General features: G+C 36.1%; 14 protein-coding genes. All 14 read right to left on the reverse strand.

Features of this window, described 5'->3' with window-relative positions; genetic code table 11:
- Positions 1 to 80: 80 nt before the first annotated feature.
- A complete protein-coding gene (locus KSX81_RS24585) occupies positions 81 to 1,640 on the reverse strand; it encodes an ATP-binding protein (protein ID WP_227236296.1) in 1,560 nt (519 codons plus the stop codon).
- Between the two features lie 300 nt (positions 1,641 to 1,940).
- Entirely contained in the window at positions 1,941 to 4,379 is a 2,439-nt protein-coding gene (locus tag KSX81_RS24590) for a GumC family protein (protein ID WP_151936163.1), read from the reverse strand.
- 9 nt (positions 4,380 to 4,388) lie between these two features.
- On the reverse strand, positions 4,389 to 5,213 hold the full coding sequence (locus KSX81_RS24595) for a polysaccharide biosynthesis/export family protein (RefSeq protein ID WP_049702721.1): 825 nt from the start codon (positions 5,211 to 5,213) through the stop codon (positions 4,389 to 4,391).
- Positions 5,214 to 5,247: 34 nt separating this feature from the next.
- Entirely contained in the window at positions 5,248 to 6,654 is a 1,407-nt protein-coding gene (locus KSX81_RS24600; RefSeq protein ID WP_117683862.1) for an undecaprenyl-phosphate glucose phosphotransferase, read from the reverse strand.
- 18 nt (positions 6,655 to 6,672) lie between these two features.
- The gene (locus tag KSX81_RS24605; RefSeq protein WP_117683861.1) at positions 6,673 to 7,755 is read right to left on the reverse strand and encodes a glycosyltransferase family 4 protein; all 1,083 of its coding nucleotides are present in this window, start codon (positions 7,753 to 7,755) and stop codon (positions 6,673 to 6,675) included.
- Between the two features lie 4 nt (positions 7,756 to 7,759).
- A complete protein-coding gene (locus KSX81_RS24610; RefSeq protein WP_117683860.1) occupies positions 7,760 to 8,830 on the reverse strand; it encodes a radical SAM protein in 1,071 nt (356 codons plus the stop codon).
- A gap of 46 nt (positions 8,831 to 8,876) precedes the next feature.
- Positions 8,877 to 10,055 carry a glycosyltransferase gene (locus tag KSX81_RS24615; RefSeq protein ID WP_117683859.1) on the reverse strand — a complete coding sequence of 393 codons (1,179 nt, stop codon included), beginning with the start codon at positions 10,053 to 10,055 and terminating at the stop codon, positions 8,877 to 8,879.
- 110 nt (positions 10,056 to 10,165) lie between these two features.
- Entirely contained in the window at positions 10,166 to 11,203 is a 1,038-nt protein-coding gene (locus KSX81_RS24620; protein ID WP_217725565.1) for a polysaccharide pyruvyl transferase family protein, read from the reverse strand.
- The gene (locus KSX81_RS24625; protein WP_217725571.1) at positions 11,200 to 12,411 is read right to left on the reverse strand and encodes a Coenzyme F420 hydrogenase/dehydrogenase, beta subunit C-terminal domain; all 1,212 of its coding nucleotides are present in this window, start codon (positions 12,409 to 12,411) and stop codon (positions 11,200 to 11,202) included. Before KSX81_RS24625 ends, KSX81_RS24620 begins: the two co-directional genes overlap by 4 nt.
- A gap of 4 nt (positions 12,412 to 12,415) precedes the next feature.
- Positions 12,416 to 13,537 carry a glycosyltransferase family 4 protein gene (locus KSX81_RS24630; RefSeq protein WP_217725573.1) on the reverse strand — a complete coding sequence of 374 codons (1,122 nt, stop codon included), beginning with the start codon at positions 13,535 to 13,537 and terminating at the stop codon, positions 12,416 to 12,418.
- A gap of 109 nt (positions 13,538 to 13,646) precedes the next feature.
- Positions 13,647 to 14,195, reverse strand: coding sequence for an acyltransferase (locus KSX81_RS24635; RefSeq protein ID WP_217725574.1), 549 nt, complete (start codon positions 14,193 to 14,195; stop codon positions 13,647 to 13,649).
- An 11-nt stretch (positions 14,196 to 14,206) separates the two neighbouring features.
- The gene (locus KSX81_RS24640; RefSeq protein WP_217725575.1) at positions 14,207 to 15,343 is read right to left on the reverse strand and encodes a glycosyltransferase; all 1,137 of its coding nucleotides are present in this window, start codon (positions 15,341 to 15,343) and stop codon (positions 14,207 to 14,209) included.
- A gap of 3 nt (positions 15,344 to 15,346) precedes the next feature.
- Positions 15,347 to 16,564: a glycosyltransferase family 4 protein gene (locus tag KSX81_RS24645; protein WP_217725576.1), complete on the reverse strand. Its 1,218-nt coding sequence runs from the start codon at positions 16,562 to 16,564 to the stop codon at positions 15,347 to 15,349.
- Positions 16,539 to 17,288 (reverse strand): hypothetical protein, encoded by a 750-nt coding sequence (locus tag KSX81_RS24650; protein WP_235333029.1) that lies wholly within the window; start codon positions 17,286 to 17,288, stop codon positions 16,539 to 16,541. The genes KSX81_RS24645 and KSX81_RS24650 overlap by 26 nt, the downstream gene beginning before the upstream one ends.
- Positions 17,289 to 17,684: the final 396 nt, after the last annotated feature.

Raw genomic sequence — 17,684 nt, forward strand, 5'->3', positions numbered from 1 at the left:
CGGATAGAAAAGAAAAAAGCCCCTTGCGGAGCTCTTTATATTCATACTAGTATATAACAATTTATTAATCAGCAATATAATTAAACTTTTAGAATTTTCCATTCCCCTATTGTACACTGTTCGCTATCAAAACTGACAGCCACCTTTACTATAGGCAATCCGCACAAAGCAAAACGTTTGGGGTAATTCTTCAGATCAATTTGCTCCATCGCCCTATCCGCACTCTTGTCCAGTTTCAATTCCATCACATACAACGTAGTCTTTGTACGAAGCACCATATCCACCCGTCCACTGGCAGTACGAACCTCCACATCTACATAATAGCCCAACAAACTGAATATAATATAAAACATCTGTTGGTAGTGCCCCTCATATTTCGTATTATCACATTGAGGAATGGTAGATAGAAACGTTTGCAAACGACGTAAAGCAGCATCCATATCATCATTACGAATATCACGGGAAAGATAAGCTACCATAGTATTGGTTTCCGGTGTTTTACTAGCAACATAATTAGGAAGAAGACTTTTCATCAAACCTATTCTTACCTCCTTATTAGGAATATCCAATGTATATAAATCTAACTCCTTATCATAATCTTTTATCGTGATATAGCCACTTTGATATAACAATGGAGTAATGCTCACCATTCTTTCTGTAGGTGCATCAAAATCCTCCGCAACCGCAGTTTTTCTCCCTATCTCGGAAGGCGCTACACCAAATTTATCCAGCATCTTTATCAAATAAGTAGGCGTACCACTACCAAACCAATAAGAATTAAATTTACCATCTGCAAAAGCGTTAAGCAAACTGAATGGATTATATATATCAGGAGACGGATAAGTGAAATGATAGCCGTCGTAGTTTTCTTTCAGTTTTGCCAATACCTCTTCAGAAGTAACCTCCAGTTTTTGGGCTAATGCGTCTACATCATCTTTCATTTGGACAAGTATCTCGTTTTCTGTAATACCGCAAATGGCAGCATAAGACTCATTCATGCTAATATTCTTGATATTGTTCAATTCACTAAATATACTAAGTTGGGAGAATTTGGTGATACCGGTCAAAAACACATACCGCAAATAAGGATCACACGCTTTAAGAGGGCTGTAGAAATTGCGCATGATGTTACGTAATACGCCAAGCCTCTCTTCCTCGTGTACTACATCCAGCAGAGGAGCATCGTACTCATCTATCAGCACAACCACTTGTTTCCCTGTCTGCTCGTAAGCGCGCTTGATGAGTCCTTCCAGACGCTGATTTGGATTAACCTCTCCCTCCATCTTTCCGTAAACCTCCTCATAACGAATTAGCTTCATATTCAACTCTTGCAACAGCTGTTCACAGTCTGCATGCTTGGCTGTACTCATATCAAAGTGAAGCACTGGATATTCCGTCCACTCCTTTTCCAGCTTTTCTATAGCCAACCCTTGAAATAATTCTTTCTGACCAGAGAAATAACTATGTAATGTAGAAGTCAACAATGACTTACCAAAACGACGAGGACGACTCAAGAATACGTATTTAGTGAAATGTACCATCCAATACACATATTCCGTTTTATCAATATAAAGGTAATTACTTTTCCGTATTTCCGAAAAAGTCTGTATTCCGATGGGGTATCTTCGTAAATTTTCCATTTCAATTCGATTTTTCACAAAGCTACAAAAAATATTCATCGCACCATTCACTGTTTTACAAAAAAAATATCAACGATCTTCACAGACAGTTGATATTATAGAAATCACATCGGATTTACACCGACATGAGGGCGTTGATCAGGAATACACCGCTGTATATTTCCTGACCACAAAATGTAGGGTTCTTCATGTGTGTAGCATAAAGTTAGGGACCTACATGTTTCATCTCACTTTTGTGTAAAGTATTATAAACCACTCTATGACATTATTAATTTTAAAATATCTTGGTTATCAATGGATTTATTCTTCCTTACCAGATTGTTCTCCATATCCATAACCATAGCCGTATCGTTTACCATAACCATAATACTTGCCATATTTACCATAACCGTAATAATAACCGTACTTTCTTTTCTTCAAATCCAAACCATTTATTACTGTACATAGGTTAGGCAACTTATTTCCATCAATAAGTTCATTAATCAAAGTATACTCATTTTTACGGGTATAATCCGCACGACATACATAAACAGATAAATCAGCCACACGTCCTATTAATAAGGTATCAGTTACCATACCGACAGGAGCGGTATCGAGAATCACATATTCAAAATTCTTTTTGAGAGTCTCAATCGCTTTATCCAATCCATCACGTGCTAACAATTCTGTCGGGTTAGGAGGAACTGTTCCACCAGGAAGAATATAGAGATTCTTACTGACATCAGAGAGCTGTACCAAATCCATCAAATTCTTTTCCGGATTAGCCAAATATTGAGTTATACCTTGTTCTCTTTTTGATATATTGAATACCTTATTCAAACCTGGCTTGCGGATATCAAGACCAACTATTACTACCTTCTTCCCTAATAAAGAAAGACTGATAGCAAGATTACCAGAGATAAAAGATTTACCTTCACCACTGACTGTGGAAGTAACTAAAATCACCTTCTTGCCATTTCCAAGCATAAACTGAAGATTCGTTCGGACATTGCGGAAAGTTTCACTCATCAGATTGTTTTGATTCTCAAATACAGCAATAGCTCCCTGCTTTTCATCTGTCAACGGGATATCACCGACAATAGGTGCACTAGTAAGTTTTTCTACATCTGCACGACCTTCAATCTTGAATTTGGTTAATTCAAGCAAATATATAACCCCTACCGGAATTCCGACTCCTAGTATCAAAGCGATCAAATAAGTAATTTTACTTCTAGGAGCCACAGGAGCATCATCTGCTATAGCTTCATCTATAATCTTCGCATTATTGGCTGTAGCAGCCAGAGTTATAGCATTTTCCTCACGTTTCTGAAGAAGCATCAAATAGAGTCCGGCCTTAATTTCCTGCTGACGCGCAATACTCACAAATTCGCGCTCCTGCCCAGGTGCCTCACTAATGCGACGGGAATAACGGCTCGCTTCACGATCCAGATCTGCCTTTGTGATAAACAATCCACGCAACACCCTGTCTAAAGAAACTTGCACATTCTCTTTCATTGCACTAATGCTGGTATCCAAGTTTATAATGGTAGGATTATTCTCTGTTGACGTACGTAGCAAACGTTTTCTCTCAACAAGCACATCATTATAACGATTAATGGCAGCCGCAAGATTCAAATCCTGCAATCCGATATTACTGGGCAGAACCTCATAACCTTCATTTTGCATATATTTCTGCAAATCCTGCAGTAAATTAATCTGGGTTTGATTCTCTACACGCTTCTTTTCATATTCAGCACTACCAGTTAAAGCGATCTGAGCATCACTGGTCAAATCCGTAATACCTGCCCCACGTTTAAAACTCTCCAAATCCTTTTCCGTGCTACCGAGTTCTTTTGAAATAATTCCAATACGTTCATTGATAAACTCTGCAGTTTTCTGTGCCACTTCATTCTTATCATTATTCGTATTGATATTATACATCTCCAATAGTTTATTGATAAAATCTTTGCCTCGCTGCACATTTGAGTTTTTCAACGATATGACAGCTACAGAAGTAGTTTTGGAAGTGGGTTCTATAGTCATATTTTTGCAACACCATTTCGCTACCGTCAAAGGCTTATTAATTGTTGCTGTAATATTACGTGTAGTCTTTTCCAAATTTGTAGTTTCTTCCAATGTTCTTTTAGAAGATAATACCGAGTCCGGCGTCAGGAAAAAAGCCAATGTCCCTTTATCAGTAGGAAAAACCGCCGGCAATTTCTCAAAATGTTTCTGATATTCATCATCGTCAATCTTCACAGTCACATCCATACTTCCTTGTGGTTGTAATGCCATCTTCACCATCATCGGCTCCTCCAACAAATCAGCCTCCTGCGGAGTCAGACTCACTTGTACAGGTGAAGTCTTATACATGTTCCTGGAAGGGAACTCATCCTCATCTGCATAAGAAATATAGAGTCCCAAATCTTCAACCACCTCTTTGACGATAGTCTTTGAACGGAGAACTTCAATCTCGTTATCAATATTCTGCGAAGAAGAGATCATACCATCCAATCCCAGACTCTCCAACCCGGAAAGCATTCCGGCACTCCCCCCTTTTTTATCATCTTTTATTAAAACCGTAGCGGAAATATTATATACGGGAGTGGATGTATAAAGATAGACCCATGCCGCAATCAAACACGCCACAACTGCCCCCACAAACCAAGGCCAGTGGATCAAATACTTAAACAGTAGTTCCTTGACGTCTATATTTTCTTCCTTAGATTCTTGTGCTTCGTTGAAATCTGTTTCTTTCATTGCAAATCATTATTTTAAAATATTTACTAATAGGCTGACAATGGATACCAAGATAGAGGTGGCTGAGAACCAGAGACTGGTACTGTTACCTACATCTGAATTTCGAGCCTTTGCTTTATTGGGAGTTACATAAACAATATCATTCTGTTGCAACCAATAGTAAGGTGAAAGAATGGTTTCGGCCTTGTTCAGATCCAAGGTTACAATTTGCTGTTTGCCGTTTGCATCTTCACGAATCAACTTTACATTATCACGAAGACCGTATACCGTCATATCACCAGCCATAGCCAATGCCTCCAACAGATTCACTTTCTCATTAGAGATAGTAAAAGTTCCGGGACGGGTAACCTCACCGATAACAGATATTTTATAATTTACCATACGGACCGTTACAATGGGAGTCTCCTTCATGTAAGGCTTCAATTTATCTATAATCAGCTGTTCTGCTTCCCTTTTCGTTAAGCCTCCTAACTTCAATTCTCCTAACACCGGAAAATTTATGTTTCCTTCATTATCTACCAAATAAGGCTGTAATACAGGTTGAGTAGTCACATAAGACGAAGTACTCACAGCTATTCCGGCATTGCTGGCAACTGTCAGGTTAAAAGGTATCGCAAGTTCAGGATTAGTACACGATACCACAATAGTCAACAAATCCTTGGGCATGATCTTGGCATCATACAATTTTTCCTGTTGTTCTACCTCGTTCACAACTTCCACATTCTGGAAATAGGGAACCTTTTTATAAGACTGACAGCCAGCCAATAGGAATGGCAACAATAGTAACCACAAATTTCTTTTGTTTAGTCTTCTCATCATAATTCTTAAATTCATAATTAAACGCCCTTTAATTCCTAAGTTTTATTTTTTAATATGCTTCTTTTTCTCCATGTATAGCATTATACACCGTCTTATACATAATATATAAGTCCAATAAAAAAGTCCAATGCTCTATATACCAGATATCACGTTGCACACGTCCCTCCATCTGCCAGAGCTCTTTCGTCTCACCGCGAAAGCCCGTCACTTGAGCCCAGCCAGTTATTCCAGGTTTAACGAAGTGACGAACCATAAACTTGTTTATCAGATTAGAATATTCCTCTGTATGTTTTAACATGTGAGGACGAGGACCTACAATAGACATATCTCCTTTCAATACATTGATAAATTGAGGCAATTCGTCCACACTAGTCTTTCTCATTATCTCTCCGATACGTGTTTTACGAGGATCATTTTCCGTAGCCTGAAGAGTATCACATTGCGCATTAACCTTCATTGAACGAAACTTGTAACACCAGAATTCACGGCCATCCTCACCACTGCGTTTTTGTTTGAAAAAAACAGGACCGGGAGAACTTAATTTTATTGCAATTCCGAAGAATATATAAACGAACGGAAAAACCGTAATAAGAAATAACCCTGAACAAACGACATCAAAAGCACGCTTGATAATACGGTTCTCCAGTGATTCCAATGGCTCACAACGAATAGAAAGTACAGGAACATTCCCCAATAATTCAAAATGCATTCTACGCTTCAAATAATTACGGACATTAGGAACACTAAAAAAACGGACCAGATGGTTTTCACAGTAATTAATGATGGGAACAATCTCCGCACTGCGCACAGAAGGAAGACTACAATAAAGCTGATTAATCTCTCCCGCATGTTTTTCTAAAAAAACACTTACTTCATTGGGTTGTCCCAAATATGGAACATCCTGTGGATACCGATCCGAAGGAAAATCCTCAAAATAGCCCAGTACACGATAACCAGACGTAGGATCATCCGTCATCGCATGATAAAGTTCCTGCATATTCTCATGGCTCCCAACTAATACTACCTTGCGCACATTTCCTCCCTTTTTTCGATAAAGCTCCAAACAGTGACGGGAAATTAGGCGGTAGCTGATAATGACAATTATCAGTGCAACATAAAACAGTCCGAAATATCGGGAATGAGAAAAATGAAAATGAAAAACAAGCAATGCACAAACCGAAAAAAAGACAAAAGGAACCATGTTACGTAAGACACGGATCATGATCTGTTCAGGACGCACCACAGGACGATGAAGAATAACCCCTGAATGCATGTTACAAAGTAAATAGCACAGAGTGATAAGAGTCATTCCCTGAAAGATAGAACCGCAATGGATACACCAGAAACGGGTACCCAGAAACAAATTAAATCCCCATAAAAGCAGGTTCAGCAAAATAAGGTCTCCCAAGAGAACCAAAGATTTTAGGACTTTGTTGAAACGTTGGACTTCCTGCATGGTAATAAACGATAAAAATTAAAACATATTTTCGTATACAGAAACAACCTGTTCTGCAATTTTATCCCAGTTATATTCATCCATTGAATAATGAACAGGACAAAAATCCTGTACTAAATTCTTTTGTAGTTTTTCCTGTAATTGCTCCTCATTCCCCGTCTGAAAATAGCAATCAAAAGCCAGCCCCACTTCCAAGTTTGCAGGGATATCACTCACAATCACAGGAAGATCATAACTCATCGCCTCTAATAGAGCAATTGGCAAACCCTCATGAGAAGACGGCAAAACAAAACAATGGGCATGGGTTAGCAATTCATGCAACTTCTTTCCTTTAATAAAACCAGTCAAAACCACCCCATTCTCTTTCGCCAAAGACTTCAGTTTCCTTGAATAATCATCTTCAAAATCTGCATCTCCTGCAAGCACTAATTTATAATTATGTTGTTTCAAAGCAGCAAAAGCACGAATCAATAGATGAAAGTTCTTTTCCGGTACGAATCGTCCCATCGCAAACAGATATTTACAGGGTTTTAGTCCTAATTCATATAAATAATCTGTACTATTAATTTTGTCTGGCGTAGGCACTCCATTATAAATAAGATGACAATCCTTTCGACCGTATTTACGTACTAGAATATCATTAATGACTTCCGAAATGACAATCACTTCATTAGCAAACATACATCCCATCCATTCACCGGTTTTCAACATTACCTTAGCCGCCTTTCCCCATTTATCCCGGTCATAGTCTGGACCGTGATGTGTGAAAACTACTTTCATGCCCAGTAAACGCGCCAAGGGGGTCAACAGTGCTGGACCAATAGCATGAATGTGGACAATATCTGCATGTAGACTTTTAGCTTTCAAAATAGCTTTGAATGTATGAATGATAGCTTCGAACGATTTCCTTTTAGGAGTTTCAATATCTGTCAATTTAACACCCTGATATTCTTGAAGTGAATCATGTACATAGCTTTTACGACGGATTATAGTTATATCGATGCCTTTTTGTGCAATACGAGGGAAAAGCTCTTCACTATGTGTTTCAACACCACCAAGGATATTTGGTATTCCTCGGGTGCCAGTTACCACGACTTTCATGATCTTAAAAACCCTCTCTTAAATCTCCCTGACAAGGATCCTGTCCTACATTATACCAACACTTATCCAAACATGCAGGCTTACCTTGCATACTAAAAAGTTTATTTTTTAATGCCCATTTTAGAGGGTGTTTAATGTATTTATGCATTACTGGAGAAGCAGTACCTACCATCCAACAGTTTTTCGGACATTTGCGTACCATATCACGCACCTGCTGCGCCTGCTCGCTTTTCCAAACAGCCATAAAATTGGGAGTTTCACGAATATTACCCATTTTCTTCATCCAGTATTTTTCTTCCAAACCATTACATGGATATACATCACCATAAGGTTCAATAAAAAAATTGGCAGAACCGGCCTCGCATGGCAGCATACGACGACCACCTTCTATATAATTGATTAGTCCCATATTGAAGAAAGCACGAAACCAACTCTTCGGATGTTTCTCCTTCAATTGCCATTCTATCAACTGTTCAAAATTTTTGCATACTTCGTCTTTATTCGTTATCACATTATCGTCTTTATGGAAATAATATGAATTATGAAAAGCAGCTGTAGCAAACTCCATTCCCAATGACTTACTCAATTGATAGAGTGAAAGCATGTCTTTTGAGTTATTATTGGATACCGTACATCCAAAACCAATATCTTTTAATCCCATATCTTTTAGCGTCAATAACGTACGCAAACCTTTATCAAAGCCACCTGAATGTCCACGTAATTCATCATTCTTGCAACTTAATCCCTCGATAGAAATACGAATACCGATATTCGGAAATTTTTTAGCCAATGCTACCACACGATCTTCAAACCATCCGGATGTAGAAATCACAATACGATCCGTATGTTTATAGCATTCTTCAACAATCTTATCCAAATCCTCACGAATGAAAGGCTCGCCACCTGTCAGATTTATAAATTTCAGCTTTGGAAGTGTACGTAACTCCTCTGGCTGTATTTCTTTACTCTTTTCTGTGGGATACTGCCACACATTACACATCTTGCAACGCATCGGGCAACGATACGTCAGAATAATGCTCGCGTCCGTAGGACACGGGATATTATTTGTAGTCATAATATAATAAGATTTTAAATATATACAAAAGAAATATGTTTCCTCGTCACTTGGTATAAATCTTCATCAGCTGTTTATAGTAAGCATCTGCAGAGTATTTTTCTTGTGATTTTTTGGCCAATGATTCGTAATCAAACGTATATGTGAACATCATCTCAATTTTCTTTTTTAAATCCACTATATCTTTTGATTTGAACAACATTCCACTTTTTCCCTCTTCTATCAATTCGGGAATACCTCCAATGCATGCTCCCAAAACTGGAGTTCCTAAACATTGTGCTTCAATCACTGAAAGTGGATTATTTTCGTTACATTCCGATGGAATAACACTAAAACGAGTGCGTCCTAATAGTTCTTTTATTTCCGCCCATTGTTTATAGCCTACAAGTTCGATATTTGTTCCTTTGCACAGTATTTTCAACTCTTCCATCAAGGGGCCTTCACCAATAATTTTCAATTTATATGGCAACTGACGAGCTGCTTTTACCAATGTAACCACCCCTTTTTCATTAGATAGACGACCTATAAAACAATAATAATCCAGCTTATTATACTCTTGCTTCCTTGTTTTTTCTATATCTATAAAATTACAGAGTGTACACATTTTTGTTTTATCAAAGCCTCCTTGTATCATCTTATTCGCTATAAATAAACTTGGGCAAATAAATATATCTGTACATTTCTCCAAACGCTCACGATTCCATGATACTGCTTCCTTATAAGCTAAGAAACTAGCAACAATAGAGTTCTTCATACATTTATACTCAAGCACCTTACGTTTATCCATAAAACATTCTTCACAGGCTATTTTTCCATTACGAAGACAATCATAACGAGGGCAAAGAAGCTTCAAATCATGTAGAGTCCATACAACTTTAATTCCTCTTTCATGTGCTAGTTCAGCAATTATGGGAGAAAGTTGCGTATGAATATTATTCAAATGTACTACGTCAGGTTTGAATTCATCTAATAATGCACAAAATTTTCTTTTTACTTCATTTGTACCTAATGGACGCAAAAAAGCTTCCAACATTCCTAATCCGGGTTTAAACTTCACTTCACTCGGAAAATATTTTCTCCATGGAGTTTCCAAATTATCAGGATAATCCATGGCAAATATCGCTACCTCATGTCCATACTCCCGTAGCAATAGCTCTAGGTTAAGCGTGTAGATACAATCACCACCACGACGATAATAAAACTTGTTTGCCAATAATATTTTCATAAGAAATAATTAAGTATTTTTCTAACCATACAATTTAATTATCTAAGCCTCTCCCATTCTTTACTTTCAAAATTGTATCTTTTTTAAGCACTTTTGCAGGATGATTATCCTTATCTCAAAACATTACGTAAAAAGTCAATTGACTGTTTTCTATAAATAGCCAATATTCTGTCTACCCTCTCATAATCAATCGGACGCTGAAGTACCTCCATATTCTTTTCCAACTCCTCCTGTGAAGTAAACACATGATCTTTTAGCCCTACTAAATCAAGCAAATCAAGCAGACGGCTCGATAAGCCATTTGCTATAGGAATCACAGCAAACTGACGATGATAAAGCAAACTAAACACCAATCCATGGAAGGAATCTGTCACTACAATCTCCGCTCCGCCAATCTGCTCTATCCATCCTTCAATAGCGGGAGGATAACAATATTCAAACCCTCTCAAAGGATATCCATTAAATATCATACGAGCCGGTATACCCATCTTGTATGAAAGATAACGTGCCATATCAAGCTGGCAATCATTACGATTTAAAAGATAACAAACAATACGGTGATTGGGAGTAATAGATGAAGTAATTTCCGCATAAGAAGAATGCAACATTGTAGGATCAAGCACTAAGTTACTATCAAGGCTAAATTGCTGCTTTAATATATTTTGGCCCGTAACTTCTCTCACAGATATTCCCGAAAAACGATGAAGAAGTTTATCTATAGCAGACAGTAGCTCTTTATGACTCTCCGGCCACATATTCACCCCAAAGCTCGAAGCAAACGACACTCTGCGAACCTGATCCTCTCCAAAATCAAGAAAATAGGCCAAACATTGTTCACGGCTAATTAAAGGATTCCATGTTTGGTCACTTCCTACCAACAAACAATCATAATCCAACTTTGCCTTTCTAAGTTCCTCCACTGTTTTATAATGCCTTGTAAGCGACGGATAAAACTTTTTGCAGAACCTATGAAATTTAATAAAACGAGGAATAAAAATCAATTGTCTCAACTTTATAGGTTCTGGCTGCCTAAGGTCTATCAACTCTACTTCATGTCCCAGTTCCTTGAGGAGGCGACATGTGGCATAAGTTTGTAACACTGCTCCACAATTATACGACTTATGATATGTTAATAATCCGATTTTCATTGCTTATGTCCTATTCTATCTATAATCACTACTACTATTCCGTAAACTTTCCGAATCACTTTCAACAGTATCCATGGACTTTTATTCGAAAAGGTATACGCATATACTTTTGAAAATACACTATCACTAAGGTGTGAGGAAAAGAAAGCCAATAACTTTCGTTCAAAAAAATATTGCTGAATCGAATGTCCTGTAACCAATCTATGATTATGAGATATGGCCAAGTTCATATCAGCCTTATCATAAAATAAAGAATCTTTTAATGATGAAAGGAACTGCCTCGCTTTATCAGTATGAGCTATAATCAACGATATACCATCAAAATGTTCTTCCTTATATTTAATACATCCCCAATAATCCCCTATGGTAAAGTCTGATTTGCGATTTTTTCCAACGAAAGGACAGTCATAACAAGAATATCTGTTCGTTAATTCGAGGCTAAATCCAGTAGTAATTAAATTATTTTTATTTGCATAATCATAAATTTTACCATTTTCATCTTCGACTTTCAAATTATAACGAAATCCTCCAGGTTTCCATCCTGTTTCCTTGGTACGAAATGACAAAATACGCTTCACTTTATACGGTGCCTGACTAATAAATTTATCAATTAAAATTCTAGAAGGAATTCCACCACAAATTAAATCCAACGTAATCAGGTTACCTTTATAGGTTCTATCTTTCAAAAAAGATAATAGTCCGGCAATTTGACAACCTGTGCCCGAGAAAAGAACCATTCGACCTTCCTTCAAATATTTCAAAGCAAGTTTATAGTTCCCCGATGCATCACTATGTGTATATTTTGACCCTTGCAAATAATTCAATTTTTCCTTAGCCTCAATCGCTTGATGATGAACGTAACAAGGTTCTTCTATTTTTGCTCCAAACACAACCCCGCCCTGTTCTATTACAGAAGATGCTATTGCATAAAAAGCACCACCTGAAGCACTAGTCTTTCGATGTGTTCTATTTTTTGCCCAAGCTGCATAGAAATCTGAATATTCACTTTTCTGATATTCGAAATTCGAGACGACCGGACAGATTTGTTCACACATGCCACAACCAACACATTTACTTTTATCTATCTCTACATACCGATGCCCATCATAATGTTCAACTATATTTATAGCATTTTTATTGCACACATCTATACAAGCAAAACAGCCTGTACATTGTTTATCTGTAGCCAGTCGAGGTACAAAACTCATAAATTTACAATTTAGAAAAGAAGTCTTTATATTTCGCAACAATACTGGTTAGCGAAAGCTCCTTATCTACAAAATTCTTTTGATTAACAGAAAGTTCTTTTAAAAGCACATCCCTGTTTTCTATACACCACTGCATTTTATCCGCTAAATCACCTGCATTTCCTGATTGGAATGCTAATCCCGTCACTCCATCTTCTACAAACTCTTTAAATTGAGGAATGTCAGAGACCAATGTAACGACATTATATCTAAATGCTACCGTTATAGCCCCACTTTGGGCTATATCTTGATAAGGCATAACAAAAACATGACTATCTGCAAACATATTAGCTATATCCTCGTTAGGAATTCGTCTAATCATTAGTTCAAACACATCTGGACACTTTATAAACGATGCATAGTTTTGTTCCCAATTACAATTACAGCTACCAGCAATCCTTACTTTGAAGTTTTCAATACCTCTATCATGCAAAATATTTGCAGCTTCAATCAATAAATCAACCCGCTTATATGCAACAATATTTCCAAAAAATAAAAATCTAAAAGTCCGTTCTTCCTTTTTATTTACTTCAATAGTAGATTCTCCATAATCCTTTAAAGCCAAATGTGCCATTAGAATATTCTTTCCATGAACTTTTTCTTTGAGAATTACTTCCTGACTTCTTGAGAATACCTGAATATTCTTAAAACTACGAATCCACATATTAGTTAGTTTTTTAGCCCATTTTTCCGAATTAGCTCCTCTTGGAGTAGAAACATTGTGACATGCAATAACAACATTTCTTTTAGGAAGCATTAAACGATACATCATAGTGCCATAAGGATGCATAGCTGCTGAAATATAATACAAATTTGGAAGAAATGCTCTAGCTCTTTTAATAATACGTATTAAATCAATTATATTATGAGGGCTCCTAAGTCGATACGTTAAATAGAAAAAATAGACCAAAACATTAGGATTGTCTTTCAGTACAGATCTTACATATAACTCATAATCAATCTCCTGATTATTTTCCACTACTATTTGCCAGTCAATAAAATAATCTTTGGCTAAAAGATTTATAATTGGCAAATCTACATCAATGAAACAACTTGGAGTTATCCAAGATATTTTTTTCTTATTCATACAAAATAGGGTATAAGGTAAACATTACTATATGAAGTCATTCCACAATATTCATTAACAGAAGTACATATAATCCGTTTCATCGGATACTAATCTTCATCAAGATTTACTATTGTAAAAGTAACCATCTCCTCGAACTTAAGCACCGATACTTTAAGTCGTGATTTCGTTCACCTATTATTTTTGCAGGAATGCCACCCACGATAGCATAATCTGGAACGTCCCTAGTCACTACAGCTCCTGCGGCCACTACCGCACCCTTACCTATTTTTACCCCTTTTAATATTGTCGCCCCCACTCCAATCCAAACATAATCACAAATAACAATAGGTTGATGATCTCCTTCGAATGTGGGAGAGTTAACATCATGTCCACCGCTAATAATGTTGCATCGGTGACTAATCGAGACATTATTGCCAATAGTAATACCACCCAATGCTTGTAAAATACACCCTCTATTAATATGAGTGTTGTTTCCAATATTTAGCTTTGTTATTCTGCTTATATATGCACACATATCAATTCGTGTATGATGACCTATCTTGCTGCCAAACATAATAAGACAATATTTACGTATTACGTGAGATGGAATATATGTAACTATATTGTTATAGAAATAACAAATAAGAGACATCAAAATAATTTTCAAATGATTCATGGTCTTTTATTTTAATAGTTATCAATAAGTTCTATCCAGCGTTGACCAACTCGTCTGACATCAAATTCTCGGCTTTTTTCCATGGCTTTAACGCTGATAATTTCTTTATTCTTTTTTGATAACAATATGAATTCTTTTATCTTCTGTACATATTCACCTTCATCGAATGGCGTAATGACATATCCATTGACCTTATCATCTATTATATCTGGTAAAGATGCAAATGAATTAAAAACAAATGGCACACATCCATACTGCATTGCTTCAATTAAGACCATACTAAATCCCTCGTAGTTACTCGTCATGCAACTGCATACAGCTTTTTTATAATATTCCGTCGGATTTTGAAAATCATGAAATGTGATACGTTTAAGACGCATTTCATGAGCAAGATTCTCATACAATTCTTTTTCGGGTCCTCCTCCTACTATTTCAAGTCTATAATCGGGTAATTCATTTTGTAGTCTTTTCCAAATATTAAGAAGAGATTGAAAACGCTTTTGTCTAGTATTAATTCTTCCGACATACAGAATCATTTTCTCTTTCTTCTGATAATCCAATTGATATTCTTCATCAATACAGAATGGATTAGGCAAAGCACATATACATCTAGGGTTGAAATCATAAAAACTTTTTAAGTCATCCCTAAAGAAATCAGAAAGAAGGACTATCTTCATTTTATTTAATTCAATTCGTCTGAATGATGCTAAATATCTCAAATCAAAACGTATACGTTTTAAGCATCTGTCAACAAAAGATTCTTTCAATATATTTGGCAATTTTGCTGAACTGGGATACATCAATTTGGATGGAACATTGTGTACATGAAAGAAAACCTTTTTATCAATTAACCGAGAACAGTAATTGAATAATTGATAACTTGGAAATGGACAAATTACAATATCTACAGCCATTTCCATCATTACCTTGTCTAACTTATTAAAATATCCAACACTATCAATAGAATACTCCATGAATATCGCTTTGGTATAGACAGAATTTTTATCATAATCAGTTTTTCTTTGATACGTAGCAAACACATTATATCCATGCTCCCTAAAATAAGGCACAAGATTATGATATACCCTTTCGACTCCTCCAGTTGTAGGATCTATTGCATTCGTAAACATTATAAGTATATTTTTCATATACTATATTTCAGAATTGATATATTCAACAAATTGTTTGTATTGAAGTTGATTATCAAATAATTGAGCTCTCAATACTGAATATTGAGCCATATTTTCCAATTTAGCTTTATCCATACCATATATATTTTCCATTGCTGCAGCCAATGAGTTTACCAGATTCGCATCATTCTCCACAACAATGCCACACTCTTCATTAACGATTTCCGACATTCCTCCACTTCTCGTTATAATGACAGGCAAAGAGCTTGCAATTGCCTCAAGGCAGGTAAGTGCAAAAGGCTCCTCCCATGTGGAAGGGAATACACCCACATTTGCAATTTGATAATATCGATGAATGACTTCATGTTTTACAAAGCCTGTAAATATGACCCGTTCTCCCAACTGATGAATGATAGACGCAAGTTCTTTTTCGAATAGAGACACGTAAGTAGAAGAAAATGCAAAACTTCCGACAATAAGCAAATAGGCATCAGGCATTTTATCTTTAGATTCCAAGAAAGCAAGTAGCAACTCTTTTATACCTTTGTAATTTCTCAATCTACCTGAGAAAACAAAAAGAAAAGAATTTACGGGAATATTAAATGACGTTCTTAATGCATGTCTTTCTTCAATTGTAGTCCTTACATTGAACTGATTAAAATCGATTGAATTATACAATAACTTGATACCAGCACCATACTTTCCTTCAACATTTTTCTTCAACACTTTACATATATAGTCGCTAATCCCCAAATAAAGATCTGTTGATTTTGCATTCAAATCATCCCAATGACGCAAACCATGGGAAGGTACATTATGTATGCGTTGTATAACGGGTAATGCGGTTTTCCTCTTTATATAATCAGCATTAATTGAGGAACCTTCCAAAAGAACAGCATCAATATTGTTACTATTCTTGATGTAACGAACCAACGCGCTTGCATAACAATATCCAATAAATGGCAAACCTGTCCGTAAGGCTATAAAATTATAACAACGCTTTAGAAAGTCTGTCATTCGATTCAAAATACTCGAAGTACTAATAAAGTGAAAATGGGTACACCTATACTCTTTTGCCTTTTCTCTTGCATTAACATTATCAACAGAAAAAATTTCAAGTTGCATTTGCTTTTCTTTTTCATTGGTATCAACCAGAAGCTGAACCAATGTTTCTACTGCACCTCCCAAAACTGACGGTATAGGTAATGTCCCATTATTCATTATAGCGATTCTTTTCATACAAGGATATTTTATAAATGAGGTATAAACATATTGCTTGTATCAGAAAACATCCTTGACGGACAAATTCAGCAGACGTAAAAGCACAAGTCAGAATGTATCCGAACCATACAGAAAGATATAAATATTTCTTAGGAAGTTTTGCAAATGCCGCTTTCAATGACCACCATAACATTCCAATCAGACTAAGTACTCCAGTCATCCAACTAATTCCCAACAATCCCCAATCGTAATAATGCAATCCGTATGATTCATTTCTCACAATTTCTAAAGAATAAGATGTTCTTAATGCCCGGTTACATAATCCAGAACCCAAAAACATCTCTACCGTACTCTTATAATGATGACCATAATAATGGAACAAAGTTGCATATCTAATATAATCTTTATTGCCAAAAGTCTGGTCAGATTCTTGCCTCTCCATCATTCCTTCAAAAACCGTCTGAAAGATGGGAGTAAGATAAAGCAAATAAGCACCTAATCCTCCCAATGCACACCATAAGACAAGTTTCTTTGAAAAGCCGTTAAACCTTATAATCAATATTATAGAAAATACAGCAGAAAAGAACAGTAAAGTTCTGAATCCAAATAATAACATACACACCAATGAAAGCAACATAGGAAGTGTATAGTTCATTTTCTTCTCCAAGATTTTATTCAAACTATAAAAATATCCTAATGAATTAATGGACATTCCCACCATTCGAATTCGTCGGTTCAACATATCTACTGTTTCATTGTACTGATTGTCTTTATCTAGAAATACAAGTTTAGGATAGACTGAAACTTGATATAAGTAACAAAGGCAAAATATGATAAAAGCCCAGAACAATACCTTTTCAAGAACTTCGATACTTACGTTGTATTTGCACAAGACAAAATAAAATACAATTATAAAGTAGATATTATATTCACCCATAATACTGACAGGACTTTCACTCCTAAAATACATACACGACAAGATGCTTAGAAAGCAGCTAACTACAAAGAAGCAAATGGGCTTGCTGTATGATGTTCCTTTTTTATAATAAAAAAAGAAAACACCTACCAACACGATAAATAAGTATCTAGGTATTGAAAGAAGACCGTAACCTTGTTCCAATATTAGACAAGCTATTAA

The organism is Bacteroides sp. MSK.18.37 (assembly GCF_019129155.2).
Classification (GTDB): Bacteria; Bacteroidota; Bacteroidia; order Bacteroidales; family Bacteroidaceae; genus Bacteroides; species Bacteroides ovatus.